At 73.4% G+C, this 22497-nt stretch carries 21 protein-coding genes; 12 read left to right on the top strand and 9 right to left on the bottom strand.

Annotated elements, in window-relative coordinates; genetic code table 11:
* Positions 1-31 precede the first annotated feature (31 nt).
* The 3 genes from A6V29_RS11035 to folP all read right to left on the bottom strand — a co-directional run bounded on the left by A6V29_RS11035 (position 32) and on the right by folP (position 2014).
* Positions 32-457, bottom strand: coding sequence for a PaaI family thioesterase (locus A6V29_RS11035; RefSeq protein ID WP_137160324.1), 426 nt, complete (start codon positions 455-457; stop codon positions 32-34).
* Between the two features lie 131 nt (positions 458-588).
* On the bottom strand, positions 589-972 hold the full coding sequence (locus A6V29_RS11030) for a VOC family protein (RefSeq protein WP_137160323.1): 384 nt from the start codon (positions 970-972) through the stop codon (positions 589-591).
* 181 nt (positions 973-1153) lie between these two features.
* Positions 1154-2014 carry a dihydropteroate synthase gene (gene folP / locus A6V29_RS11025; protein ID WP_137160322.1) on the bottom strand — a complete coding sequence of 287 codons (861 nt, stop codon included), beginning with the start codon at positions 2012-2014 and terminating at the stop codon, positions 1154-1156.
* 70 nt (positions 2015-2084) lie between these two features.
* On the opposite strand from folP, the gene A6V29_RS11020 reads away from it, so the two are divergent.
* On the top strand, positions 2085-2546 hold the full coding sequence (locus A6V29_RS11020) for a MaoC family dehydratase (RefSeq protein WP_137160321.1): 462 nt from the start codon (positions 2085-2087) through the stop codon (positions 2544-2546).
* Between the two features lie 105 nt (positions 2547-2651).
* Here A6V29_RS11020 and A6V29_RS11015 read toward each other — a convergent pair whose 3' ends face one another.
* Together A6V29_RS11015 and A6V29_RS11010 are read right to left on the bottom strand one after the other, a co-directional pair.
* Entirely contained in the window at positions 2652-3908 is a 1257-nt protein-coding gene (locus tag A6V29_RS11015) for a serine hydrolase domain-containing protein (RefSeq protein WP_137160320.1), read from the bottom strand.
* Between the two features lie 130 nt (positions 3909-4038).
* The gene (locus A6V29_RS11010) at positions 4039-4326 is read right to left on the bottom strand and encodes an HU family DNA-binding protein (protein ID WP_137160319.1); all 288 of its coding nucleotides are present in this window, start codon (positions 4324-4326) and stop codon (positions 4039-4041) included.
* 275 nt (positions 4327-4601) lie between these two features.
* On the opposite strand from A6V29_RS11010, the gene A6V29_RS11005 reads away from it, so the two are divergent.
* On the top strand, positions 4602-5525 hold the full coding sequence (locus tag A6V29_RS11005; protein WP_137160318.1) for an aldo/keto reductase: 924 nt from the start codon (positions 4602-4604) through the stop codon (positions 5523-5525).
* A 40-nt stretch (positions 5526-5565) separates the two neighbouring features.
* On the opposite strand, the gene A6V29_RS11000 is transcribed toward A6V29_RS11005, so the two are convergent.
* On the bottom strand, positions 5566-5739 hold the full coding sequence (locus A6V29_RS11000) for a DUF1059 domain-containing protein (RefSeq protein WP_137160317.1): 174 nt from the start codon (positions 5737-5739) through the stop codon (positions 5566-5568).
* Between the two features lie 65 nt (positions 5740-5804).
* Positions 5805-6902, bottom strand: coding sequence for an EAL domain-containing protein (locus tag A6V29_RS10995; protein WP_137160316.1), 1098 nt, complete (start codon positions 6900-6902; stop codon positions 5805-5807).
* A 176-nt stretch (positions 6903-7078) separates the two neighbouring features.
* Here A6V29_RS10995 and A6V29_RS10990 point away from each other — a divergent pair, with 176 nt between their 5' ends.
* The gene (locus A6V29_RS10990; RefSeq protein WP_137160315.1) at positions 7079-9805 is read left to right on the top strand and encodes a SpoIIE family protein phosphatase; all 2727 of its coding nucleotides are present in this window, start codon (positions 7079-7081) and stop codon (positions 9803-9805) included.
* A 53-nt stretch (positions 9806-9858) separates the two neighbouring features.
* On the opposite strand, the gene A6V29_RS10985 is transcribed toward A6V29_RS10990, so the two are convergent.
* Together A6V29_RS10985 and A6V29_RS10980 are read right to left on the bottom strand one after the other, a co-directional pair.
* The gene (locus A6V29_RS10985; RefSeq protein WP_212719253.1) at positions 9859-11916 is read right to left on the bottom strand and encodes an acyl-CoA dehydrogenase family protein; all 2058 of its coding nucleotides are present in this window, start codon (positions 11914-11916) and stop codon (positions 9859-9861) included.
* Positions 11913-12608: a TetR family transcriptional regulator gene (locus tag A6V29_RS10980; protein ID WP_249933166.1), complete on the bottom strand. Its 696-nt coding sequence runs from the start codon at positions 12606-12608 to the stop codon at positions 11913-11915. Before A6V29_RS10980 ends, A6V29_RS10985 begins: the two co-directional genes overlap by 4 nt.
* A 97-nt stretch (positions 12609-12705) precedes the next feature.
* Here A6V29_RS10980 and A6V29_RS10975 point away from each other — a divergent pair, with 97 nt between their 5' ends.
* The 9 genes from A6V29_RS10975 (at position 12706) to A6V29_RS21610 (ending at position 22487) form a co-directional block, all read left to right on the top strand.
* Positions 12706-14016, top strand: coding sequence for an acetyl-CoA C-acetyltransferase (locus A6V29_RS10975; RefSeq protein ID WP_137160313.1), 1311 nt, complete (start codon positions 12706-12708; stop codon positions 14014-14016).
* Between the two features lie 71 nt (positions 14017-14087).
* A complete protein-coding gene (locus tag A6V29_RS10970) occupies positions 14088-15455 on the top strand; it encodes a 3-oxoacyl-ACP reductase (protein ID WP_137160312.1) in 1368 nt (455 codons plus the stop codon).
* Positions 15455-16312: a MaoC/PaaZ C-terminal domain-containing protein gene (locus A6V29_RS10965; RefSeq protein WP_137160311.1), complete on the top strand. Its 858-nt coding sequence runs from the start codon at positions 15455-15457 to the stop codon at positions 16310-16312. Before A6V29_RS10970 ends, A6V29_RS10965 begins: the two co-directional genes overlap by 1 nt.
* Before the next feature lie 59 nt (positions 16313-16371).
* Positions 16372-17586 (top strand): acyl-CoA dehydrogenase family protein, encoded by a 1215-nt coding sequence (locus A6V29_RS10960; RefSeq protein WP_137160310.1) that lies wholly within the window; start codon positions 16372-16374, stop codon positions 17584-17586.
* A gap of 295 nt (positions 17587-17881) precedes the next feature.
* Entirely contained in the window at positions 17882-19024 is a 1143-nt protein-coding gene (locus tag A6V29_RS10955) for a phage tail protein (RefSeq protein WP_137160309.1), read from the top strand.
* Positions 19025-19143: 119 nt separating this feature from the next.
* Positions 19144-19938: a class E sortase gene (locus A6V29_RS10950; protein WP_502700083.1), complete on the top strand. Its 795-nt coding sequence runs from the start codon at positions 19144-19146 to the stop codon at positions 19936-19938.
* Between the two features lie 12 nt (positions 19939-19950).
* Complete coding sequence (locus A6V29_RS20935; RefSeq protein ID WP_170977830.1) at positions 19951-20106, top strand: hypothetical protein; 156 nt, start codon at positions 19951-19953, stop codon at positions 20104-20106.
* A 323-nt stretch (positions 20107-20429) separates the two neighbouring features.
* Positions 20430-21575 carry a hypothetical protein gene (locus A6V29_RS10945; RefSeq protein WP_137160308.1) on the top strand — a complete coding sequence of 382 codons (1146 nt, stop codon included), beginning with the start codon at positions 20430-20432 and terminating at the stop codon, positions 21573-21575.
* Positions 21576-22058: 483 nt separating this feature from the next.
* Positions 22059-22487: a sortase domain-containing protein gene (locus tag A6V29_RS21610; RefSeq protein ID WP_249933164.1), complete on the top strand. Its 429-nt coding sequence runs from the start codon at positions 22059-22061 to the stop codon at positions 22485-22487.
* Positions 22488-22497: the final 10 nt, after the last annotated feature.

Below are 22497 nucleotides of genomic sequence, written 5' to 3'. Positions count from 1 at the left end.
CACGAGGGGGTTGACCGGGCGGACCTCCGGGTCAGCGCGGCCAGAGCACCGACTGGGTGCACCGGAACAGCGCGATCGTCTTCCCGTTCGCGGCGTTCGAGACCACGGCGTCCCACACCTGCGTCGTCCGGCCCGCGTGCACGTTGGTCGCCGTGCAGGTGATCCGCCCCTCGCGCGCCGTCCCCAGGTGGTTGCTCTTGAGCTCGATGGTGGTGAAGCCGCTGGACCCCTCGGGCAGCAGGGCGCGGGTGGGCAGCCCGCAGGAGGTGTCGGCGAGCGTGACGACCGTGCCGGCGTGCAGGTAGCCGTTGGGCGCGAGCAGTTCGGGGCGGATGTCGAGGTGGCTGGACAGCCGCCCGGGCTCGTGGGTGTCGACGACGATGCCGAGCAGTCCGGGGAAGGTGCCCGGGAGCAGGTCGTTGAGCTCGTCGGCGGTGAGGAATCCCGTGGCGGCCATGCCCGGCAACCTAACCGCCGCTGGGGCGATGACGATCAGGTTCCCTGGTCGTTCTGCCGCCTCCCTCACGTCCGACACTGAGGGAGGACGCCTGATGATCAGGTTCCCTGATCATCAGGGGGAGGGCGGCGTCAGCCGGTGGCGGTCTCCCAGAGGCCCATCACGTTGCCCTCGGGGTCGGTGAAGTAGGCGGCGAAGCCCATGTCGCCGACAGGGGTCCGCCCGACGACGGTGGCGCCGCCCAGGTCACCGATCCGGCGCAGCGACTCGTCGATGCTCTCCACGTCCAGCACGAGGACGGGTCCGCTGGCGGCCGAGTCCGACCGGGAGAGCATGCCGCCGTTGATGAAGCCCTTCTCGGTCGGCCCCTCGTCGCCGCTGGGCCCCGTCGTCACGATCGTGTAGCCCATCTCCGGCATCTCCAGGAGCTGCCAGCCGAAGGCGTTCGCGTAGAAGCTGCGCGCGCGGTCCGCGTCGTCGAACGGGACCTCGAAGTGCACGACCCGACCGCTCATGGCGGCCTCCTCGGGGGATGTGGCCTCTCTGACGCGGCGCACGCTAGACCCGTCGATGGGGGACGCGGAAGACGTTCGCAGGCCGCCGCGACGCCGTCCTCCCTCCCCGTGCAGCGTCCTCCCTCAGCGCACACCGTGGGGGAGGAGGCGCCACGATCAGGTCACCTGATCGTCGCCGCGTTCAGGCGAGGCCGCGGACGGTCCGCACCGGCGGGCGGGTGCCCCGGATCGAGGCCACCATGTCCAGCGTCTGCCGGGTCGCGGCGACGTCGTGCGCCCGGAACACCCGCGCCCCCAGCCAGGCGCTGACCGCCGTCGCCGCGAGCGTGCCGGTCAGCCGCTCCTCCAGCGGGACGCCGAGCGTCTCGCCGACGAAGTCCTTGTTCGACAGCGCCACCAGCACCGGCCAGCCCGTCGCGACCATCTCGTCGAGCCGCCGCGTCGCCTCCAGCGAGTGCCGGGTGTTCTTCCCGAAGTCGTGCCCCGGGTCGATCATCACCCGCTCGCGGTCCACCCCCGCGGCGACGGCGGCCTCGGCCAGCGCCGTCGTCCGGGCGACGATGTCGGCGACGACGTCGTCGTACTGCACCCGGTGCGGCCGGGTGCGCGGCGGCAGCCCGCCGGCGTGCGTGCACACGAGGCCGGCACCCGCCTCCGCGGCCACGGCGGCGAGGTCCGGGTCCACCCCGCCCCAGGCGTCGTTGACGACGTCGGCGCCGGCGGCCAGCGCCTCGCGCGCGACCTCCGCCCGCCAGGTGTCGATCGACAGCGGCAGCGTCGGGTGCGCGGCGCGGATGGCGGCGACCAGGTCGACGGTCCGGCGGATCTCCTCCGCGGGGTCGACGTCGTCACCGGGCGCCGCCTTGACCCCGCCGACGTCGACCATGTCCGCGCCCTCGGCCACGACCTGGTCCACCCGCCCCAGCGCCGCGGCCATCGCGAACGTGGCGCCCCGGTCGTAGAACGAGTCGGGTGTCCGGTTCACGATCGCCATGAGGACGAAGCCGCCGTCCGGGACGTCCAGCCCACCGATCCGGAGCAACCCGTTCCCCCTCGACGAGGCCGATGTGATGGGGTCAGCCAATCAGACCGCTCGGAAGGGGAGAGAGCACATGGCGAAGACGACGGCGCACGGTGTCGAGGGCGTCCAGGCGCTGGTCGGGCAGCACCTCGGGTACAGCGACTGGGTGGAGGTCACGCAGGAGCGGGTAAACCAGTTCGCGGAGGCCACCGGCGACCACCAGTGGATCCACGTCGACCCGGAGCGCGCGAAGAAGGAGAGCCCCTTCGGCGGCCCGATCGCGCACGGCTACCTGACGCTGTCGATGCTGCCGATGCTGATGCCGCAGATCCTCGAGACCACCGGCTTCCGGATGGGCGTCAACTACGGCAGCGACAAGGTGCGGTTCCCCTCGCCGGTGCCCGTGGGCAGCCGGATCCGGGCCGGGGCGACGCTGGACTCGGTGACGCCGATCGACGGCGGCCTGCACATGGTCGTGACGGCGACCATCGAGATCGAGGGCGGCAGCAAGCCGGCCTGCGTCGCAACGACGGTCTCCCGCCGCTACGTCTGACCCGCCTCCGCGATGATCAGGTGACCTGATCCCCGACGGTCCTCCCTCACCGTGGGACGTGAGGGAGGACGCTGCACGATCAGGTCACCTGATCCCGGCCGCGGGTCAGTCGACGAGGGCCTGGTTGACCAGTTGGCGCAGGTAGTTGCGGATCGGCAGGGTGCTCGAGGGCAGCAGCTGCGTGTAGAAGCCGACCGTCACGTCCTCGACCGGGTCCACGTAGAACGCCGTCGACGCCGCGCCGCCCCAGCTGTAGTCGCCGGGGCTGGAGACCACGCCGTACGCCGCCGGGTCCAGCACCATCGAGAAGCCGAGCCCGAAGCCGACGCCGCGCATGGGGGTCTCGGCGAACAACGGCCGGCCGTACGTCGCGAGGTCCACGTTCCCGGGCAGGTGGTTGGTCCGCATCTGCCGGATCGTGCGGGGGCTGAGCAGGCGCCCGCCGTCGTAGGAGCCGCCGCGGCGGAGCATCTCGACGAACCGCAGGTAGTCACCCGCGGTGGAGACCAGCCCGCCGCCGCCGGACTCGAACGCCGGCGCCTTGTGCGCGCCGCGGTCCATCGCCTCGCTGAAGGTCATGCCGGACGACGGGCCACCCGGGGTGCCCGGCGTCGCCAGGTAGAGGCGGGCCATTGACTCCGGGTCGTCCTCGGGGCGCAGTCCGAACGAGGTGTCGCGCATGCCCAGCGGCGCGAAGATCCGCGCGGCGAAGAACTCGCCCAGCGTCTGCCCGGAGACCACCTCGACCAGCCGGCCCAGGACGTCGGTGGAGACGCCGTAGTTCCACTCGCTGCCCGGCTGGAACACCAGCGGCGCGGAGGCCCACTGGCGGCAGACCTCGGCGGAGTCGGCGCCGCGCGGGGTGCCCCACTCGTGGCCCATGGCGCGGTAGATCGCGTCCACCGGGTGCGCGTGGTGGAAGCCGTAGGTCAGCCCGGAGGTGTGGGTGAGCAGGTGCCACACGCGAATCGGCTCGATCTGCGGCACGGTCACCGGCTTCTGCGCGGAGCCCGCCACGTAGACGCGGGTCTCGGCGAACTCGGGCAGCCACCTGCTGATCGGGTCGGTGAGCTCGAAGGCCCCCTCCTCGTACAGCATCATCGCCGCGACCGAGGTGATCGGCTTGGTCATCGAGAAGATGCGCCAGCGGGTGTCGTCCTCGACGGGGAGCCCGGCCTCCATGTCCCGGAGGCCGCCCTTGCCGACGTGCACCAGCTTGCCGTGGCGGGCCACGGTCACGAGGAAGCCGGGCAGCTGGCCGTCGTCGACCCAGCGGGCCAGCCGCCGGTCGAGCCGCTCCAGGCGGCCGGCGTCGAACCCGACCTCGGCCGGGTCGGTGCTGACGGTCAGATCACTGCCCACGTGGACCTCCGCTGCCCTGTGCGCCGTCCGCCGTCGGGCGGCGCCTGCCCCGCATCCTGGCCCATGGCTCTGTGGCCCGGACCACACGGGGGCGGCGCGACGCCCGACGGCGGTCAGCCGAGCGGGTCGGTCAGGAGACCGGAACGGCCGCCGCAGCCTTCTTGAGGTTCGAGCCGGCGGTCACCTTGACGGTGTTCGCGGCTGCGATCTCGATCGCCTCGCCGGTCTGCGGGTTGCGGCCCGTGCGGGCGGAGCGCTGGGTGCGCTCGACGGTGAGCAGGCCGGAGACGGCGACCTTGTCACCGCGGGTGATGGCGTCGACCAGCTCGTCCTGGAGGCCGGCGATGACCGCGTCCACGGTGGAGGCGGGCACGTCGGCGCGCTTGGCGATGGCGGAGACCAGTTCGGCCTTGTTCATGGAGAAACCTTTCAGTCGGGATGGCTGGTGCCTGCGGCACCTGGCCGGCTCGTCCTCGGCCCCGGGACGCGGGTCGCGCCGGCGGGGTGTCCCGCTCCGCGCCAACGGCGCGGCCCAGGACCGGCCGGGCGAGAGCCGGACCCCGGGCACGGTGCCACGTCGCCCCCGGGATCCGCCAGGGGGGTGGGTTTTCGGCCGTGTCCGGCGGCTCCCAGGTCACATCCACCACAGCGGCCGCCGAGCCGCGTCCGCCGGGTCCGCCTAGCGTGGGAGCCATGCCGCAGCTCCCCGGGACCGACCTGGCCGTCAGCGACCTCTGCTTCGGCGGCAACGTGTTCGGCTGGACGGCGGACGCGCCGACGTCCTTCGCCGTCCTCGACCGCTTCCTGGACGCCGTGGAGCCGCAGCCGGCGTTCGTCGACACCTCCGAGTCGTACGGCAACGGCGCCTCGGAGCAGATCCTGGGTGACTGGATGGCCGCGCGTGGCGTGCGCGACCGGATCGTGGTGGCCACCAAGGCGTCCCGCATGGACAAGGAGCACCCGCTGGCGGCCGGGGAGATCAGGACGGCGGCGGAGCAGTCGCTGCGCCGGCTGCAGACCGACCGGATCGACCTCTACTACGCCCACTACGACGACGAGACGACGCCGCTGGAGGAGACGCTGACGGCGTTCGACGAGCTGGTGCAGGCCGGGAAGGTGCGCTACGTCGCGGCGTCGAACTACTCCGCGGCGCGGCTGACCGAGGCGCGGGAGACCGCGCAGCGGCTGGGCGTGACCGGGTACGTGGCGCTGCAGACGCACTACAACCTGATGGAGCGCGCCGGCTACGAGGGCGAGCTGCGCGACGCGGTGCGCGACCAGGGCATCGGCACGCTGCCGTACTTCGCGCTGGCCAAGGGCTTCCTCACCGGCAAGTACCGGGCGGGGGAGCAGGTGGACTCACCGCGGGCCAAAGGCGCCTCGGCGTACGTCGGGGAGCGCGGTGACCGGGTGCTGACGGCGCTCGGCGAGATCGCCCGGGTGCACCAGGTCCCGATGCCGGCGGTAGCGCTGCGCTGGCTCGCCGACCAGCCGACCGTGGTCGCGCCGATCGCCTCGGGACGGTCGGTCGAGCAGCTGGCGGACCTGCTGCCGATGCGGGATCTGGTGCTCACCGACGCCGAGCGCAAGGCCCTGGACGACGCCAGCGCCCCCTAGGTGCCGGCGCCCGAGGTGGACGCCGGCACCCGGGCGGGGTTCAGACGGTGCGGATCAGGCCGCGGACGGTGGCTTCCAGCTCGGGGGTCACCTCGTCGATCCCGTGCTCGGCGGCCGCGTGCGGAACGGCCTGGGCGAAGATGCCGGCCTCGTCGGCGGCGGTGAAGGTGGCGCCGCATCCGGGGATGACGTCGCCGCACGCGAATCGCTTCATGAACGGTGCTCCTTGGGTGGTGGGTGGTACGGCTCCGCTGCTCGGATGCAGGGAGGGTCTGGGGTTCAGCGGCTCCTGCGGCGGGCGCCGACGAGGTCCTCGACGCGGATCATGCCGAGGACGGAACCGCTGGGATCGGTGCAGACGACGGGCTCGAACCGGTGCGCCGGCGGCCGGGTCAGCGCCCGCTGCAGCGTCTCCTGGATGTCGGTCGACGGGTGCACGCGCAGCGTGACCGGAGCGGTGTAGACCTCGCCGGTGCGCAGGTCGGCCAGGAGCAGCGCGGTGGGGACGCCGTGCGGCCCGAGCAGCAGCGCCGGCGGCACGGAGGGGAGCTCCTCGCCCTCGGCGTACTGGCGCACCGGGCGGACCACGCTGGCCACGCTCTCGGTGAGTCGCGCCCGGGCGACCTGGGCGCGCACCAGCCGCTGCACGTCGGGGTCCAGCGGTTCGAAGGTCCGGGCCGGGCGGCCCAGCAGCCAGCCCTGGGCCAGCGGGACGCCGAGCTGGGCGAAGGCGGCGAGCTCCGCGGCGGTCTCGACGCCCTCGGCGAGCAGCCAGGCGTCGATGCGGCCGGCGAACTCGCCGACCATCTCGGCCAGCGCCATGCGCACGGGGTCGGCGTCGGCGTCGGCGACCAGCGCCCGGTCGAGCTTGACCAGCTGCGGGCGCAGCGCGGCCATCTGCTGCAGGCCGGAGTAGCCGCTGCCGGCGTCGTCCAGGGCGATGAGCGCGCCGCGGCCGCGCAGCAGCGCGATCTGGGCGCGCAGTGCGTCCAGATCGTCGACGGGGGTGTGCTCGGTGAGCTCGACGACGACGCGGTGCAGGTCCGCCCGCACGGCGAGCGCCGCCTGGACCGGAGCGGTGCCGAGCAGGTGCGGGCTGACGTTCACGGTCAGGAAGGTGTCGGCCGGCAGGTCGGGGACGACGGCCAGCGCCTTGTGGATCGCCAGCGCCTCCAGCTCGGCGGCGACGCCGGCCTCGGCGGCCGCGGCGAACCAGACGTCCGGCCCGGCGGCGCCCGGGAACCGGGCCAGCGCCTCGTACCCCGCCACCGTTCCGGTGGCGAGGTCGACGATCGGCTGGAACACCAGCGTCAGGTCGTCGTGGTCGGCCAGCAGCGGACGGCAGTCCGGCAGGCCGGCCGTGCGGGTGCCGGGCATGGGCAGGGGATCGGCTCGTCCGGACCAGCTCTTGACCCGCCGTGGGCGACGTCACCCGGCCGGGGCAGGGCGGCGCGTCCCCCCACCGGCTGACGGACGGCGGCGCGGGTGGACCGCCGTGCAACCATGATCCGTTCGGTGCCCACCTCGGGGACCGCCACGAGAGAGGGGGACGCGTGCCCGGCCCGCGAACCGTCCCGTCCCCCGACGACGTCCTCGCCCATCCCCTGCGCGTCGCCGCCGCCCGGCGGCTGCTCTCCGAGGTGCCCGGGCCGGCCGCCTACGACCGGCTCTCGGGCCTGGCCGCCCGGCTCGTGGGCGCGGGCCACGCGAAGGTCACCCTGTTCACCGACCAGGACACCGTCGTCGGCGGGCACGGCCTGCCGCCCGGGGTGGTCGGCGGACCCGCGCTGCTGACCGGCGCCCTCTCGGCGATCGTCGTCGCCACCGGTGTCCCGCTCGCCGTCCCCGACGCGCCGGCCGACGCGCGCGTGGCCCACCTCCCGGCGGTGACCTCGGGACAGGTGGGCGCCTACCTGGGCTCCCCGCTGCTGTCGGCGTCCGGGCACGTGGTGGGGGTGCTGGCGCTCTACGACGCCGAGCCGCGCGCGTGGAGCGACGACGAGGCCCAGCTGCTGCGCCAGCTGGCGGCCTCCGTCGTCGCGGAGCTGGAGCTCGCCGCGGCCAAGGCCGACGTCACCGTCTCCACGCGCCGCCTGGGCATCGCCCTGGAGGCCAGCTCGGTCGGCATCTGGGAGGTCGACCTGCGCCGCGGCCTCATGGACTGGGACGAGCGCAGCGGGGTGATCTTCGGCCACGAGGGCGCCGTGCGGCTGCCCCTGGACGAGCTGATGGCCGGCTACGTGCACCCGGAGGACCGCGAGCCGAGCGAGCAGGTCATGCAGGAGGCGATCGAGGCCCGCGCGCAGTACACGGTGGAGCTGCGCATCCGGCGTCTCGACGGCGCCGTCCGCTGGATCGTCTGCCGCGGTCGGGTGCTCAGCGGGTCCGACGGCGAGCCCGAGCGGATCCTCGGCACCGTCCTCGACGTCACCGAGGCGCGCGCGCAGGCCGAGGCGCGGCTGATCGCGGTGCAGCGGAGCGCGGCGGTGACGGCGGTCGCGGCGGAGGTCGCCAACGCCACCGGGATCGGGGAGCTGGCCGAGATCACCCTCCGCGGCGCGGAGGTGCTCGGCGCGGTCTCCGGCGGCATCGCCGTCCTGGCCCGGGACGGGGTGACGGCCGGGGTGTACCTGGGCCGCCAGGTCGCCGACGCCGTCCGCGCGCAGACGGCGGCCGAGGTGACCGCTGACGGGATGCTCGTCCTCCAGCTCGACGACGCGCTGCCCGTCCAGTACACGGCCCGCACCGGCGAGCGGGTGCTGTTCCCGAGCGCCGAGGAGGCGGTGGAGCGGTTCCCGGCGATGGCCCGGATCAGCGAGGTGCTCGGCGCCCGGGCGCTGGCCACGCTGCCGCTGCTGGTGGAGGGCCGGCTGCTCGGCAGCTTCGTCGTCTACTGGACGACGGAGCACACCTTCGACGACGAGGAGCTCCGCCTGCTCGAGGGGCTCGCCGCGCAGATGGCGCTGAGCATCTCCCGGCTGCAGGCCGACGCCGACCGGGCCGCCGCCGTCGCCGCGATGACCGACGCCAACCAGCGGCTGGAGCTGCTGGCCGAGGTGGGGCGCGTGCTGGCGAGCACCCTCGACATCGGCGAGCAGCTGCAGCGGCTCTCGTCGCTCGTCGTCCCCCGGCTGGGCGACTGGTGCTGGCTGGTGACCACCGACGAGCACGGCCGGCTGCACGAGTCGGCCAGCGCGCACCGCGATCGCTCGCGGGCGGGCGCGGTCGCCGACTACGTCCGGCAGATGGTCCAGACGGTCGGCGCCGAGGGGGCGCCGCGGCTGGTCTTCCGCACCGGGCAGCCGCTGGTGCTGACCGAGCTGACGCCCGAGCGCATCGCGCTGTCGCTCCCCGACACCGAGGCGCGCGCCGCCCTGATGGCGCTGGACCCGCGGTCCGCCGTCGCCGTCCCGCTGACCAGCCGGGGCCAGACCGTCGGCGTGCTGTGCCTGCTCAACGGCGCCGAGCGCGGCGCGCACTCACCGGCCGACGTCGAGACCGCCGTCGAGATCGGCCGCCGGGCCGGGATGGCGCTGCACCACGCCCGCCTGTTCGGCCAGCAGCGCGACCTCGCCGACGCCCTGCAGCGCAGCATGCTCACCGAGCCGCCGCGGCTCGAGGACTGCGAGATCGTCGTGCGGTACGTGCCCGCGGCCGAGGGCGCCGAGATCGGCGGCGACTGGTACGACGCGTTCCAGCAGTCCACCGGCACCACGGTCCTCGCGATCGGCGACGTCGTCGGGCACGACACCCGGGCCGCCGCCGCGATGGGTCAGGTCCGCGGGCTGCTGCGCGGCATCAGCTTCTCCAGCGGGGCGGGCCCGGCGGAGGTGCTCGGCGAGCTCGACCGGGCGCTGCGCGGGCTGGCGCTGCACACGATGGCGACCGCGCTGGTGGCGCACCTGGAGCCCGGGCCCGTGGGCGGCGTGCTGCTGCGGTGGGCCAGCGCCGGCCACCCGCCGCCGGTGGTCGTCGACGCCGGGGGCGAGGTGCGGCTGCTGGAGGGCTCGTCGACCGACCTGCTGCTCGGCGTCGACCCGGGAGCGGTCCGCGCGGACCGCACCGAGCCGCTGCGCCCCGGCGCCACCGTGCTGCTCTACACCGACGGGCTGGTCGAGCGCCGCGACCGCGACATCGACGCCGGGACCGCCGAGCTGCTCGCGGTGCTGCGGCAGAACGCCGGCCTGCCGCTGGAGGAGCTGTGCGACCGCGTGCTGGGGGAGATGTTCCTCCCCGACGCGGAGGACGACGTCGCCGTCCTCGCCGTCCGCCTGGCCTGAGCCGACCCGCGCCCGGGGGGCCAAAAGCACGCTTTTGGCCCCCCGGTCGCGGGTCATTGACCGGGCGGGACGTCCAGGTCGGTGGCGGTGCCCTCCGGGGTGTTCTCGGCGTTCTGCGCCCGCAGCTCGGCGTCGCGGGCGGCCATCGCCTCCTGGCGGTCGGCCTCCTCCTCGAGGATCTTCGCCGCCTTCCACCCCTCGGGGATGGCGAACGCGTCGACCAGCGTGATCATGTGCGGCCGCAGCTCCTTGAGCAGCTGGTTGACGTTCGCGGTGAGCAGCTTCCCGCGGGCGGGGGTGAGCTGGCCGTGCTCGAGGAACCAGGCCTTGTCCGCCTCGATGACCGACAGCGCGTAGAGGTCGCAGACCTTGTCCAGCAGCTCGCGGGTCGCGGGGTCGGTCGTGCGGTCGACGGCGTCGACGAACGCCTCGAGCACGATCCGGTCGATGTGCGTCTGCGCGGTCTTGAGCACGTGGTCCTGGACGTCGTTGAACATGTCGAACGGCTCCATGCCGTCGGTCGTCGAGTTCTTCCGCAGCCGCCGGATCGCGCCCTCCAGCGAGTGCTTCTCGCGGAACTCGAACATCTTCAGCTGCCAGCCGCGCTCGAGCATCGGGACGTCGTCCACACCCGGGACGGCGTCGACGAGGCGGGCGATCAGCGCGCGGGCCGCCGTCCGCTCCAGCACCGTCTCGCGCACGAGGTCGGCGACGAACCCGACCTTGCCCCATCCCTCCAGGGAGCCGAACGCGTCGCGGTAGCCGGTGAGCAGGCCCTTGGCCACGAGCTGGAGCAGGACGGTGTTGTCGCCCTCGAACGTGGTGAAGACGTCGGTGTCGGCCTTGAGGTGCGGCAGCCGGTTCTCCTGCAGGTAGCCCGCGCCCCCGCAGGCCTCCCGGCACATCTGGATGGTCTTCGTGGCGTGGGCGGTCTGGGCGACCTTCAGCCCGGCGGCACGTGACTCGAGCTCCCGCTGCGCCTGCTCGTCGACCTCCTTGCCCTCCACGTGGACGGCGGACTGGATGTCGTGCATCGCCTCGACGAGCGCGCCCTGCGCGAAGTGCAGCGCGTAGGTGGTGGCCAGCGCCGGCAGCAGCTTGCGCTGGTGGACGAGGTAGTCGTTGATCCTGATCTCGCGGTCCTCGCCGGGGGCGGCGAACTGGCGGCGCACCTCGCCGTAGCGGACCGCGATGTCCAGCGCCAGCTTGGTCGCCGACGCCGCGGAGCCGCCGACGCTGACCCGGCCGCGGACCAGCGTGCCCAGGGTGGTGAAGAAGCGGCGGGTCTCGTTCTCGATGCTCGACGTGTAGGTGCCGTCCTCGGCGACCTGGCCGTAGCGGTCGAGCAGCATGTCCCGCGGGACCTGCACGTGGTCGAAGGTCAGCCGGCCGTTGTCCACGCCGGACAGGCCGGCCTTCGGGCCGTCGTCGCCGATGGTCACGCCCGGCATCGGGTTCCCGTCGGCGTCGCGGATCGGCACCAGCCAGGCGTGCACGCCGTGGTTCTTCCCCTGGGTGATCAGCTGCGCGAACACCACCGCCATGCGGCCGTCCTGGGCGGCGTTGCCGATGTAGTCCTTGCGCGCGGCCTCGTGCGGGGTGTGCAGGTCGAAGCACTGCGTCGCCGGGTCGTAGGTGCACGTCGTGCGCAGCTGCTGGACGTCGGAGCCGTGGCCGGTCTCGGTCATCGCGAAGCAGCCGGGCAGGTCGAAGCTCATCGCGTCGGCCAGGTACCTGTCGTGCTGCTCCTGGGTGCCCAGCAGCTGCATCGCTCCGCCGAACAGGCCCCACTGGACGCCGGCCTTCACCATGAGCGAGAGGTCGCCGAAGGCCAGCATCTCGATCGAGGTGACCGAGCCGCCCATGTCGTCCTCGCCGCCGTACTGCTTCGGGAAGCCGTAGCCGACCTGGCCGGAGGCGGCGAGCTTCTTCGCGGCGCGGGTGACCCGCGCGCGGGCCTCGGCCATCGACTCCCCGTAGACGGGCAGGAAGTCGGGGTCGTGCAGGTTCTCGCGGGCGTCGCGGCGGATGTGCGCCCACCGGCCGTCCATGACCTCGGTGATCCGGGCCGGGTCGACGGCGGCGGCCGTCGAGGGGTGGGTGCTGGTCACAGTTCCTCCTCCGTGGGGCCTGCTTCGGTGGTGACGACGCCGGACAGTCCTGCCCAGGCGAGGTCGGTCAGATGCGCGGCGAGCTCGGTCCGGAGCATGGGGCGGCCGGCGCGCAGCCACCAGTCGGCGGCGGCCCGGACCATGCCGACGACGCCGTGCCCCCAGGGCTGCGCGGCGGCCGGCTCGCGCCCCGCCTGCTGCAGCGCCTCGGCCAGGATCGCCGTCGCCTGGTCGCCGACGAGGTCGGACAGTCCCTCGATCGGATCAGGGCCAAAAGCACGATTGTGGCCCTGGGGGTGGACGACGAACCGGTAGAGCTCCGGGTCGGCCTCGATGAACGCCAGGTACGTCTCGACCGCCGCGGCGAGGGTGCCGCGCGGGGTGTCGCTGCGGTCCATCGCCGCGCGCAGCTCGGCCAGCAGGGAGCCCGCGACCCGGCTGCAGACGGCGAGGTACAGGTCGGTGCGGTCGGTGAAGTGGCGGTAGACGACGGTCTTGCTGGTCCCCGCCTCGGCGGCGATCTCCTCCATGCCGACGCCCGCGCCGTGCTTGCCGACGGCGGCGACGGCGGCGTCGACGAGCTGCTCGCGGCGGGCCCGGCGGTGCTCGTCCCAGCGGGAATCGCGGCGATCACGCGCCTTCGACTCGCGGCGCTGATCGCCCTGGGCGATCTTGTCTGCCGGTACACGCACCTGCGACGAGCGTCTCACCGCCTCGGCTTTCATGTGAATGACGGTACCGCGTACCCTCGGTACCGGCCACGCGTCGAACCGACCCCCGGAGGTCTCCATGGCTGCCACCCCGAACGCTGCTCCGCGCCCCACCGGTGTCCGTCGAGCCGCGATCGTCGGCGGGAACCGGATCCCGTTCGCCCGGTCCAACTCCGCCTACGCGCAGGCGTCCAACCAGGACATGCTCACCGCCACCCTCGACGGGCTGGTCGCCCGGTTCGGGCTGCAGGGCGAGCAGCTGGGCGAGGTCGTGGCCGGCGCCGTCCTCAAGCACGCCCGGGACTTCAACCTGACCCGCGAGTCCGTGCTCGGCTCCACGCTCTCGGCCACCACCCCGGCCTACGACGTCCAGCAGGCGTGCGGCACGGGCCTCGAGGCCGCGGTGCTCGTCGCCAACAAGATCGCGCTGGGCCAGATCGAGTCCGGCATCGCCGGTGGCGTGGACACCACGTCCGACGCGCCGCTCGCCGTCGGCGACGACCTGCGCCGGGTGCTCATCTCACTGAACAGCGCCAAGACCCTGCAGGACCGGCTCAAGGCGCTGGCGCGGATCCGCCCCGGCCAGCTCGTGCCGGAGATCCCGCGCAACGCCGAGCCGCGCACCGGCCTGGCGATGGGCGACCACGCCGCGATCACCGCCGCGGAGTGGCAGATCGGCCGGGAGGAGCAGGACGAGCTCGCCGTCCGCTCGCACCGCAACATGGCCGCGGCCTACGAGCGCGGCTTCTTCGACGACCTGGTGACGCCGTACCTCGGCCTGACCCGGGACAACAACCTGCGGCCCGACTCGTCGCTGGAGAAGCTGGCGAAGCTCACGCCGGTCTTCGGCAAGGGCGAGGGCGCCACGATGACCGCGGCCAACTCCACCCCGCTCACCGACGGGGCCTCGGCGGTGCTGCTGGCCTCGGACGAGTGGGCGCAGACCAAGGGGCTTCCGGTGCTCGCCCACCTGGTCGACGCGCAGACCGCCGCCGTCGACTACGTGCACGGCGGCGAGGGCCTGCTCATGGCGCCGGTCTACGCGATGCCCGTGATGCTGGCCCGCAACGGCCTGACCCTGCAGGACTTCGACTTCTACGAGATCCACGAGGCGTTCGCCTCGACGGTGCTCGCCACGCTCAAGGCGTGGGAGGACCCGGCGTTCTGCAAGGAGAAGCTGGGCCTGGACGCCCCGCTGGGCTCGATCGACAGGTCGAAGCTGAACGTGAACGGCTCGTCGCTGGCGGCCGGGCACCCGTTCGCCGCGACCGGCGGCCGGATCGTCGCGTCGCTGGCGAAGATGCTGCACGAGGCGGGTCCGGGCAAGCGCGGCCTGATCTCCATCTGCGCCGCCGGCGGCCAGGGCGTCGTCGCCATCCTCGAGTCCTGACCCCGCCCCGAGGGGCCAGAAGCACGATTTCGGCCCCTCGGTCGGCACCCGATCGAAGGGAACAGCTCCCCGTGGCTGACTGGTACACGAACTTCGTCAACTCCGGCGTCGGCACGACCGTCACCAAGCAGCTCGGCCTGCCCCGGCCCGCCGTCCTGCGCCGGTACGAGCCTGGGCAGCCGCTGCTGCCGGGCCCGGTCGTGGTCGGCTCGGCCGGCCAGGGCCGGCTGCGCGACACGGTGACGACGGTGCTCCGGGACGCCGGGGTCACGGTGCTCTCGCCGGTCACGGCCGACGGCGACACCGACGGCGAGAAGTACGGCGCGATCGTCCTCGACGCGACCGGGCTGACCGGCCCGGCCGACCTCGCCGCCGCCCACGACTTCCTCGCCCCCGCGCTCAAGCGGCTGCGGCCCAGCGGCCGGGTCGTCGTCCTCGCCGACCCGCCGGCCGCCGCCGACTCCCCGGCCCAGGCCGCCGCCCGCCAGGCGATCGACGGGCTGACCCGCTCGATCGGCAAGGAGCTGCGCGACGGCTCGACGGCCAACGCCATCTACGTGCCCGAGGGCGCCGAGGCCTCGGTCGCCTCCCCGCTCACCTTCTTCCTCTCCGGCCGCTCGGCCTACGTCGACGGGCAGGGCGTCACCCTGTCGGCCGCCGACGTGCCCACGGGCCAGGACGACGACAGGCCGCTGGGCGGCAAGGTCGCCGTCGTCACCGGAGCCGCGCGCGGCATCGGGGCGGCGATCGCGGAGGTCATGGCCCGGGACGGCGCGCACGTCGTCGCCGTCGACATCCCGGCCGCCGGCGACAGCCTGGCCAAGGTCGCGAACGCGATCGGCGGGACGGCGCTGCAGCTGGACATCACCGCCGACGACGCCCCGCAGCGGCTCGTCGAGCACCTGAAGGAGCGGCACTCCGCGGGCGGGAGGAAGGGCGCCGACATCGTCGTCCACAACGCCGGGATCACCCGCGACAAGCTGCTGGTCAACATGGACGCCGCCCGCTGGAACAGCGTCATGGCCGTCAACCTGCAGGCGCAACTGGACATCACCCGGGCGCTGCTCGACAGCGACGCGTTGAACCCCGGCGCGCGCGTGGTGGCGGTGAGCTCGCAGTCGGGCATCGCCGGCAACCGTGGCCAGACGAACTACGCCGCGTCGAAGGCCGGCGTCATCGGCATGGTGCGCGCCTGGGCGCCGGAGTTCGCCGAGCGCGGCGCCACGATCAACGCCGTCGCGCCGGGCTTCATCGTCACCGAGATGACGGCGAAGATGCCGTTCGGCACCCGCGAGATCGGCGCGCGGCTGAACTCGCTGCAGCAGGGCGGGCTGCCGGTCGACGTCGCCGAGACGATCGCGTGGCTGTCGCAGCCGGGTGCCGCGGGCGTCAACGGCCAGACCGTGCGGGTCTGCGGCCAGTCGCTGCTGGGGGCCTGATGCCCGCCACCACGGTGCTGGACGACGCACCGAACCTGGGCGCGCTGTACGCGAAGGCCGCCGTCACCGCGCGCGGCCGGGGCGGCGACCTGCCGGACACGCACCTGGCCCGGCACGGAGTCACCGTCGACCGCGACCACCTCGCGGCGTACACGCGGGTGTGCCGGCTGCCGCTGGGCGACGTCCTCCCGGCGACCTATCCGCACATGCTCACCTTCCCGCTGCAGATGGCGCTGATGACCGACCGCGCGTTCCCGCTGGCGCTGCCGGGCCTGGTGCACGTCCGCAACCGGATCGAGGTGCTGCGCGGGGTGCGTGCGGACGAGGCGCTGGACCTCGAGGTGTGGGCCGAGCGCTTCGCCAACCACCGCAGCGGGGCGAGCGTCGACCTGTGCGCGCGCGTCGCTGTCGCCGGGCAGGAGGTCTGGCGCTCCCGCTCGACCTACCTCTCCCGCGGTGCGACGGCGCCCGCCGGAGCGCCCGAGGCCGACCTCGACGTGCCCGTGGGCGCGCTGGGCCGGGTGGCCGCGACCTGGCGGGTCCCGGACGACGCCGGGCGCCGCTATGCGAAGGTCTCCGGTGACGTGAACCCGATCCACCTGTCGGGGCTGACTGCGAAGGCGTTCGGGTTCAAGCGGGCGATCGCGCACGGCATGTGGGTCAAGGCCCGGGTGCTCGGTACGCTCGCCGGCCGGCTGCCGGACGCGATCGACGTCGACGTCGCCTTCAGGAAGCCGCTGTTCCTCCCCTCGACCGTCGAGGTGTCCACCGCCCAGGTGGCGGAGGGCTGGGACGTCGCGGTGCGCAACGCCACGGCCGGCACCGACCACCTGGTCGGGACGATCCGCACGCGCTGAGACAGCGGGTCCGCACGGGCCCGGTAGGCAAACCAGGACATGAAGAGGGGTTCCACCTGATGGCCGTGTCGTTCGGGCTGACCGAGGACCAGATCGAGCTGCAGAAGTGGGTGCACCAGTTCGCCGAGGACGTCATCCGTCCCGCGGCCCACGAATGGGACGAGCGGGAGGAGACCCCCTGGGAGATCCTCCAGGAGGCGGCCAAGGTCGGCCTGTACTCGATCGACTTCTTCGCCGCGCAGTCCTTCGAGGAGTCCGGGCTCGGGCTGCCGATCGCCCTGGAGGAGCTCTTCTGGGGTGACGCCGGCATCGGCCTCGCGATCGTCGGCACGGCGCTGGCCGCCGCGGGCGTGAGCGCGAACGGCACGCCCGAGCAGGTGGGGGAGTGGGTGCCGCAGATGTTCGGCACCGAGGCCGAGCCCAAGGTGGCCGCGTTCTGCTCGTCCGAGCCCGACGCGGGGTCCGACGTCGCCGCGATGCGCACCCGCGCGGTCTACGACGAGAAGACCGACGAGTGGGTGCTCAACGGCACGAAGACGTGGGCGACCAACGGCGGCATCGCCGACATCCACGTCGTCAGCGCCGTCGTCGACCCGGAGCTCAAGGCCCGCGGGCACGCCAGCTTCATCGTCCCGCCCGGCACGAAGGGGCTGTCGCAGGGGCAGAAGTTCCTCAAGCACGGCATCCGGGCCTCGCACACGGCCGAGGTCGTGCTCGAGGACTGCCGGATCCCGGGGAACTGCCTGCTCGGCGGCCGGGAGAAGCTCGAGGAGCGGCTCGCCCGCGCCCGGGAGGGCGCGAAGACCGGCCGCACCCAGCCGTCGATGGCGACCTTCGAGCGCACCCGGCCCGCGGTGGGCGCGCAGGCCGTCGGCGTCGCGCGGGCGGCCTACGAGTACGCGCTCGAGTACGCCAAGCAGCGCGAGCAGTTCGGCCGCGCGATCATCGAGAACCAGGCGATCGCCTTCATGCTCGCCGACATGAGGACCTCCATCGACGCCGCCCGGCTGCTGGTCTGGCGGGCCGCGTGGATGGCGCAGAACGGCCAGCAGTTCACCGCGGCCGAGGGCTCGATGTCCAAGCTCGTCGCCGGCGAGACCGCCGTGCGGGTGACCGAGCAGGCGATGCAGATCCTGGGCGGCAACGGCTACACCCGCGACTACCCGGTCGAGCGGATGGCGCGCGACGCCAAGATCTACACGATCTTCGAGGGCACCTCGGAGATCCAGCGGCTGGTCATCGCGCGCACCATCTCGGGCGTGCACATCCGCTGACGTCCGCGTCGGCCGCCGTCCCCCACCCTGGGGACGGCGGCCGTCGTCGTTCCCGGGTCCCTCGGGCACAGCATTCGACAACCGGAGCGTTCCGCTTCGTCGGGGTTTCGGGTTCAGATCGCACCCTCGTGAGCTGCGCGTTCACCCCGGGACGTCATTTTCGTTGCGCTGTGCAACACGCGTACTGCGGACGCGTGGCGTGGCGTGGGCAGGAGGGCGCGCCGTGGTTTCTTGTCGCGTCCGGATCGCCGGACGCCCGCCCCGGCGCTCCGGGGAACCCACAGAGGGAGTCGACGTGCAGCTCACGTCATCACCCCGTCGTGCGCTCGGCCTCCTGGCCGCCGGCACGGTCGGGCTGTCCACGGCATTGCTCGGTGTCACCGGGGTGGCCCAGGCCGCCGGCATCGGCACGCCCACCATCGAGGCCGTCGAGGGCATCGACGAAGGCCTGCGGGTCTTCGTCAGCGCCGACGCGGACGGCATCTACCCGTCGAGCTGGGAGTACTCGCTGGACGGCGGGACGACGCCCGTCGCGGCGGTGACCGACCCCGACGACCAGAGCGGTTTCGACGCCGTCTTCGAGATCGACGGGCTCGCGAACGGTGACGAGTACGACGTCGTCGTCCGCGGTGTCGAGGACGAGGACCACGCGGGTCCCTGGTCCGCGCCGAAGAGCGGCACGCCGTTCGCGCGCCCGGGTGTGCCCGGCGTCCCGACCGTGCAGCTCGGCAACGGCACAGCCACTCTCACGTGGACCGCGGCCACCGTCGTGGGTACCTACCCGATCAAGGAGTACGTCGTCGGCGCCGGCGTGACCATGGGCGAGGGGGGCGGCCACGCGGAGCAGTGCCGTACCGCTGCGCTCACCTGCACCGTCCCCGTGGTCCCGGGCTGGTCGTACCACTTCTTCGTCTCGGCCGTGGACGACAAGGGCAACGTGGGGGACGAGGCCGGCGCCGCGGCTCCGACCGGCAAGATCCCGGCCATCTCCACCCCGGCCTCGGTGCCGGCCAAGAACGGCGACCTGACGATCACCGGCGCGCAGCCCGGCGCCGTCGCCCCGGGTGCGAAGGTGACAGTGAGCGGTGAGGGCTACGCCCCTGGCTCGACCGTCTCGATCGCCGTCTACTCGACCCCCCAGGTCCTGACGACGGCCGTCGCCGGCCCCGACGGGAAGTTCTCCGTCGAGGTGACCGTCCCGGCCGGGCTCGCGAAGGGCAACCACACGCTGGTCGCCTCCGGCGTCGACGCCAGCGGCGTGCTCCGCTACGTCAACCTGCCGATCACGGTGTCCGACGCGGGCGTCGCCACGGTGGCCGCGGAGGCGACCCTCGCCGCCACGGGTGCCGACGTCGCCCTTCCGGTGCTGGGTGGCATCGTCGCTCTCGGGCTGGGCGGCGGGCTGATCGTCGTGGCTCGCCGCCGCGCCGCCGCCTGATCCATCCCCTCGCGGACCCGGACCCCCAGCCCTTCGGCTCGGGGTCCGGGTCCCCGGCACGACGAGCACCGAGTACGACGGGCACCCCGAGTGCGACGAGCACCAGGACGACGAGGCAGATGACACACACCGAGCCCATGGATCGAGTGGGGCCACCGCCCCCTCCGCGGGTCGTCGCCCGGACTCGTCCGTCGCGCTGGCCGGGGGTCATCCGCACCGCCGGTGAGCTCCTCGTGACCGGAGGTCTGGTCGCGCTGCTCTTCGTGGTCTACGAACTGCTCGTGACCGATGTGATCGCCGAGCGCACGCAGGAGCAGCTCAGCCAGGAGCTGTACGAGGAGTGGGACCGGGCGGACGTGCAGCCGCAGGAGCTCACCCGCGTCGAGATCGGCGACGCCTTCGGTGTCATCCGCATCCCGCGATTGGGCCAGGACTACGCCCGCGTGATCCTCGAGGGCACCAGCGAGACGGTGCTCGCGCAGGGCCCGGGCCACTACGCCGGGACGGCGATGCCGGGGGAGCAGGGCAACGTCGCGCTGGCCGGGCACCGGGTGGGCAAGGGGTCGCCGTTCCTGGAACTCGACCTCCTGCAGGCCGGTGACCCGATCGTCGTCGAGACGGTGGACAGCTGGTTCGTCTACCGGGTGCTCGGCGACGCCGCGACCGGTGACCTGGACGCCGACCCCAGCGGGATCCCCGGACGGCACATCGTCCGGCCGACCGACATCGAGGTCATCTCGCCGACGCCGGAGGCCGCGGCGAGCGCGCCGGCGACCGGCGCGTACCTGACGCTGACCACCTGCCACCCCGAGTACTCCGCGCGGCAGCGGTTGATCATCCACGCCCGGCTGGACGGCGGACCGCTGAGCAAGGTGGAGTGGCCGGACGGGCCCGCGGCCCTCTACGAGCGCTGACAGGAGACGAGCATGTACGGCTGGATCTGGCGGCACCTGCCCGGCGGCACGGCACTGAAGACGGCGCAGGCCCTCGTGCTCGTGTTCGCGGTGGTGGCGCTGCTGCTGTTCGTCGTCTTCCCGTGGGTGGAGCCGCGGTTGCCGTTCAACGAGGTGACGGTCGACTGAGTTCGGCGCCTCCTTCCCGAGTTGATCATCGTCTCGCTGCACGCGACACGGCACGGCGCGCCGCGGCCAGCTGCACGCAGACGATGATCAACTGCGAGAGGGCGGCGGCGTCGACAACATCGGACAACGCGACGGGCGGCGCTTCGTCGGGTTCCGGCTCCGGAACGCCCGCCGGTGACCTGCACCTTCGTGCGGACATGTCAGTTTCGTAACGGTGCGCTCCGCGCATGGCGCGGGCGGCGTCCGCGTGGTGTCGTGCTCCCCGGTCCGGAGCACCGGCCGCCCATTCCCCGGCACTCCGGGAACCTCAGAGGGAGCAGGACGTGCAGCTCACGTCATCACCCCGTCGTGCGCTCGGCGTCCTGGCCGCCGCCACGATCGGACTGTCAACGGCCCTGCTGGGCGCGACCGGGGTGGCCCAGGCCGCCGGCTACCCCGCGCCCACGATCCAGGCCGTCGAAGGCGTCGACCAGGGCCTGGTCGTCTTCGTCAGCTACGACTCCGACGACGATCCCGTGCCGACCAGCTGGGAGTACTCGATCAACGGCAGCGACCCCATCCCCGCGGTCGACCCGGAGCCGGCGAACGGCTTCGACGCCGTCTTCGAGATCGACCAGCTCGCGAGCGGCGACCCGCTGGTGAACGGCACCGAGTACACGGTGCGTGTGGGCGCACCGGGCTACGACTGGTCGGCGGAGGCCAAGGGCACGCCCTTCGTGCGCCCGGGCGTGCCCGGCGTCCCCACGGCGGAGCTGGTCGACGGCATGCTCGTCGTCTCCTGGACCGCGCCCACGTCCACGGGCACCTATCCGCTGGCCGGCTACCAGGTGGACGCCGTCGTCGGCGAGGACGGGTACGTGGAGTCGTGCCTCACCTCGGCGCTCACCTGCTCGGTCATGCCGATCGCGGGCTACGACTACCTGTTCCTGGTCCGCGCCATCGACGCCAAGGGGAACGAGGGCGAGGAGTCGGTCGCCGCGGCGCGTACCGGCAAGATCCCGGCGCTCGCCCCGCCCGCGTCGGTGCCGGCGAAGAACGGTGACCTGACGATGACCGGCGCGGCCCCCGGGGCCGTCCAGCCGGGTGCCAAGGTGCGGGTCACGGGTCAGGGCTACGCGCCCGGGTCCACCGTCACCGTCTCCGTCTACTCCACGCCCCAGGTGCTGACCACGATCGTCGCCGGTCCGGACGGCGCGTTCTCCGTCGAGGTCACCGTCCCGGCCGGGCTGGCGGCGGGCGCCCACACCCTGGTCGCGTCGGGGCACGACTCCAACGGTGCTCTCAGGCACGTCACCCTGCCCATCACGGTGTCCGCCGGCGGTGTCGCGACGGTCGGGCAGGTGACTGCCGCGCAGGCGACCCTCGCGGCGACCGGCGCCGACGTCGCCGTCCCGGTCATCGGTGGTCTCGCCGCCCTCGGCCTGGGTGCAGGTCTGATCGTCGTGGCCCGTCGCCGCGCCGCCGCCTGACCCATCCCCTCGCGGACCCGGGACCCGAGCCCTCCGGCTCGATCCCGGGTCCCGGCAGGCCCGCCCGTCGAGCACTGGGACGACGAGGTACATGACGCACACCGAACCCGCGGACGGGCTGGACCCGCCGCAGGTCGTCTCCCGGACGCGCCCGCCGCGCTGGCCGGCGATCGTCCGGACCGTCGGCGAGCTCCTCGTGACCGGAGGCCTGGTCGCGCTGCTGTTCGTGGGCTACGAACTCGTCGTCACCGACGTGGTGGCCGATCGGCAGCAGGACCGGCTCAGCCAGGAGCTGTACGAGGAGTGGGATCGCGTCGGCGAGCGCGCCGCCGAGGGGCCGCCGTCGATCACCCGCATCGAGATCGGCGACGCCTTCGGCGTCCTGCGCATCCCGCGGCTGGGGCAGGACTACGCGCGCGTCGTCCTCGAAGGCACCAGCGACGAGGTGCTGGCCAGGGACCCGGCCACTACGCCGGCACCGCGATGCCGGGGCAGCAGGGCAACGTCGCGCTGGCCGGGCACCGGGTCGGCAAGGGGTCCCCGTTCCTGGAGCTCGACCTCCTGCAGGCGGGAGACCCGATCGTCGTCGAGACGGTGGACAGCTGGTTCGTCTACCGGGTGCTCGGCGACGCCGCGACGGGTGATCTCGGTGCCGACCCCAGCGGCATCCCGGGGCGGCGGATCGTCCGGCCGACCGACATCGAGGTCATCTCGCCGACGCCGGACGCCGCGACGAGCGCGCCCGCGACCGGCGCCTACCTGACGCTGACCACCTGCCACCCCGAGTACTCCGCGCGGCAGCGGCTGGTCATCCACGCCCGGCTGGACGGCGGGCCGCTGAGCAAGGCGCAGCACCCGTACGGACCCACCGCTCTCCACGACAGCTCGAGCAGCCAACCGACGATCGACTGAGCAAACGGAA

Origin of the sequence: Blastococcus sp. CCUG 61487 (assembly GCF_005222955.1) — a bacterium.
Classification (GTDB): domain Bacteria; phylum Actinomycetota; class Actinomycetes; order Mycobacteriales; family Geodermatophilaceae; genus Blastococcus.
Note: the sequence above shows the minus strand (reverse complement) of the source record. Positions and strands in the feature narration are given on the sequence as shown.

Coding starts and splice junctions, on each gene's coding strand:
- A6V29_RS11010 (WP_137160319.1), bottom strand. CDS start 4,326: ATGAACAAGGCCGAACTGGTCTCCGCCATCGCCAAGCGCGCCGACGTG.
- A6V29_RS20935 (WP_170977830.1), top strand. CDS start 19,951: ATGTACGGCTGGATCTGGCGGCACCTGCCCGGCGGCACGGCACTGAAG.
- A6V29_RS11005 (WP_137160318.1), top strand. CDS start 4,602: ATGCCGCAGCTCCCCGGGACCGACCTGGCCGTCAGCGACCTCTGCTTC.
- A6V29_RS10950 (WP_502700083.1), top strand. CDS start 19,144: ATGACACACACCGAGCCCATGGATCGAGTGGGGCCACCGCCCCCTCCG.
- A6V29_RS11000 (WP_137160317.1), bottom strand. CDS start 5,739: ATGAAGCGATTCGCGTGCGGCGACGTCATCCCCGGATGCGGCGCCACC.
- A6V29_RS10960 (WP_137160310.1), top strand. CDS start 16,372: ATGGCCGTGTCGTTCGGGCTGACCGAGGACCAGATCGAGCTGCAGAAG.
- A6V29_RS21610 (WP_249933164.1), top strand. CDS start 22,059: ATGCCGGGGCAGCAGGGCAACGTCGCGCTGGCCGGGCACCGGGTCGGC.
- A6V29_RS10965 (WP_137160311.1), top strand. CDS start 15,455: ATGCCCGCCACCACGGTGCTGGACGACGCACCGAACCTGGGCGCGCTG.
- A6V29_RS10975 (WP_137160313.1), top strand. CDS start 12,706: ATGGCTGCCACCCCGAACGCTGCTCCGCGCCCCACCGGTGTCCGTCGA.
- A6V29_RS11035 (WP_137160324.1), bottom strand. CDS start 457: ATGGCCGCCACGGGATTCCTCACCGCCGACGAGCTCAACGACCTGCTC.
- A6V29_RS10995 (WP_137160316.1), bottom strand. CDS start 6,902: ATGCCCGGCACCCGCACGGCCGGCCTGCCGGACTGCCGTCCGCTGCTG.
- A6V29_RS11020 (WP_137160321.1), top strand. CDS start 2,085: ATGGCGAAGACGACGGCGCACGGTGTCGAGGGCGTCCAGGCGCTGGTC.
- A6V29_RS11030 (WP_137160323.1), bottom strand. CDS start 972: ATGAGCGGTCGGGTCGTGCACTTCGAGGTCCCGTTCGACGACGCGGAC.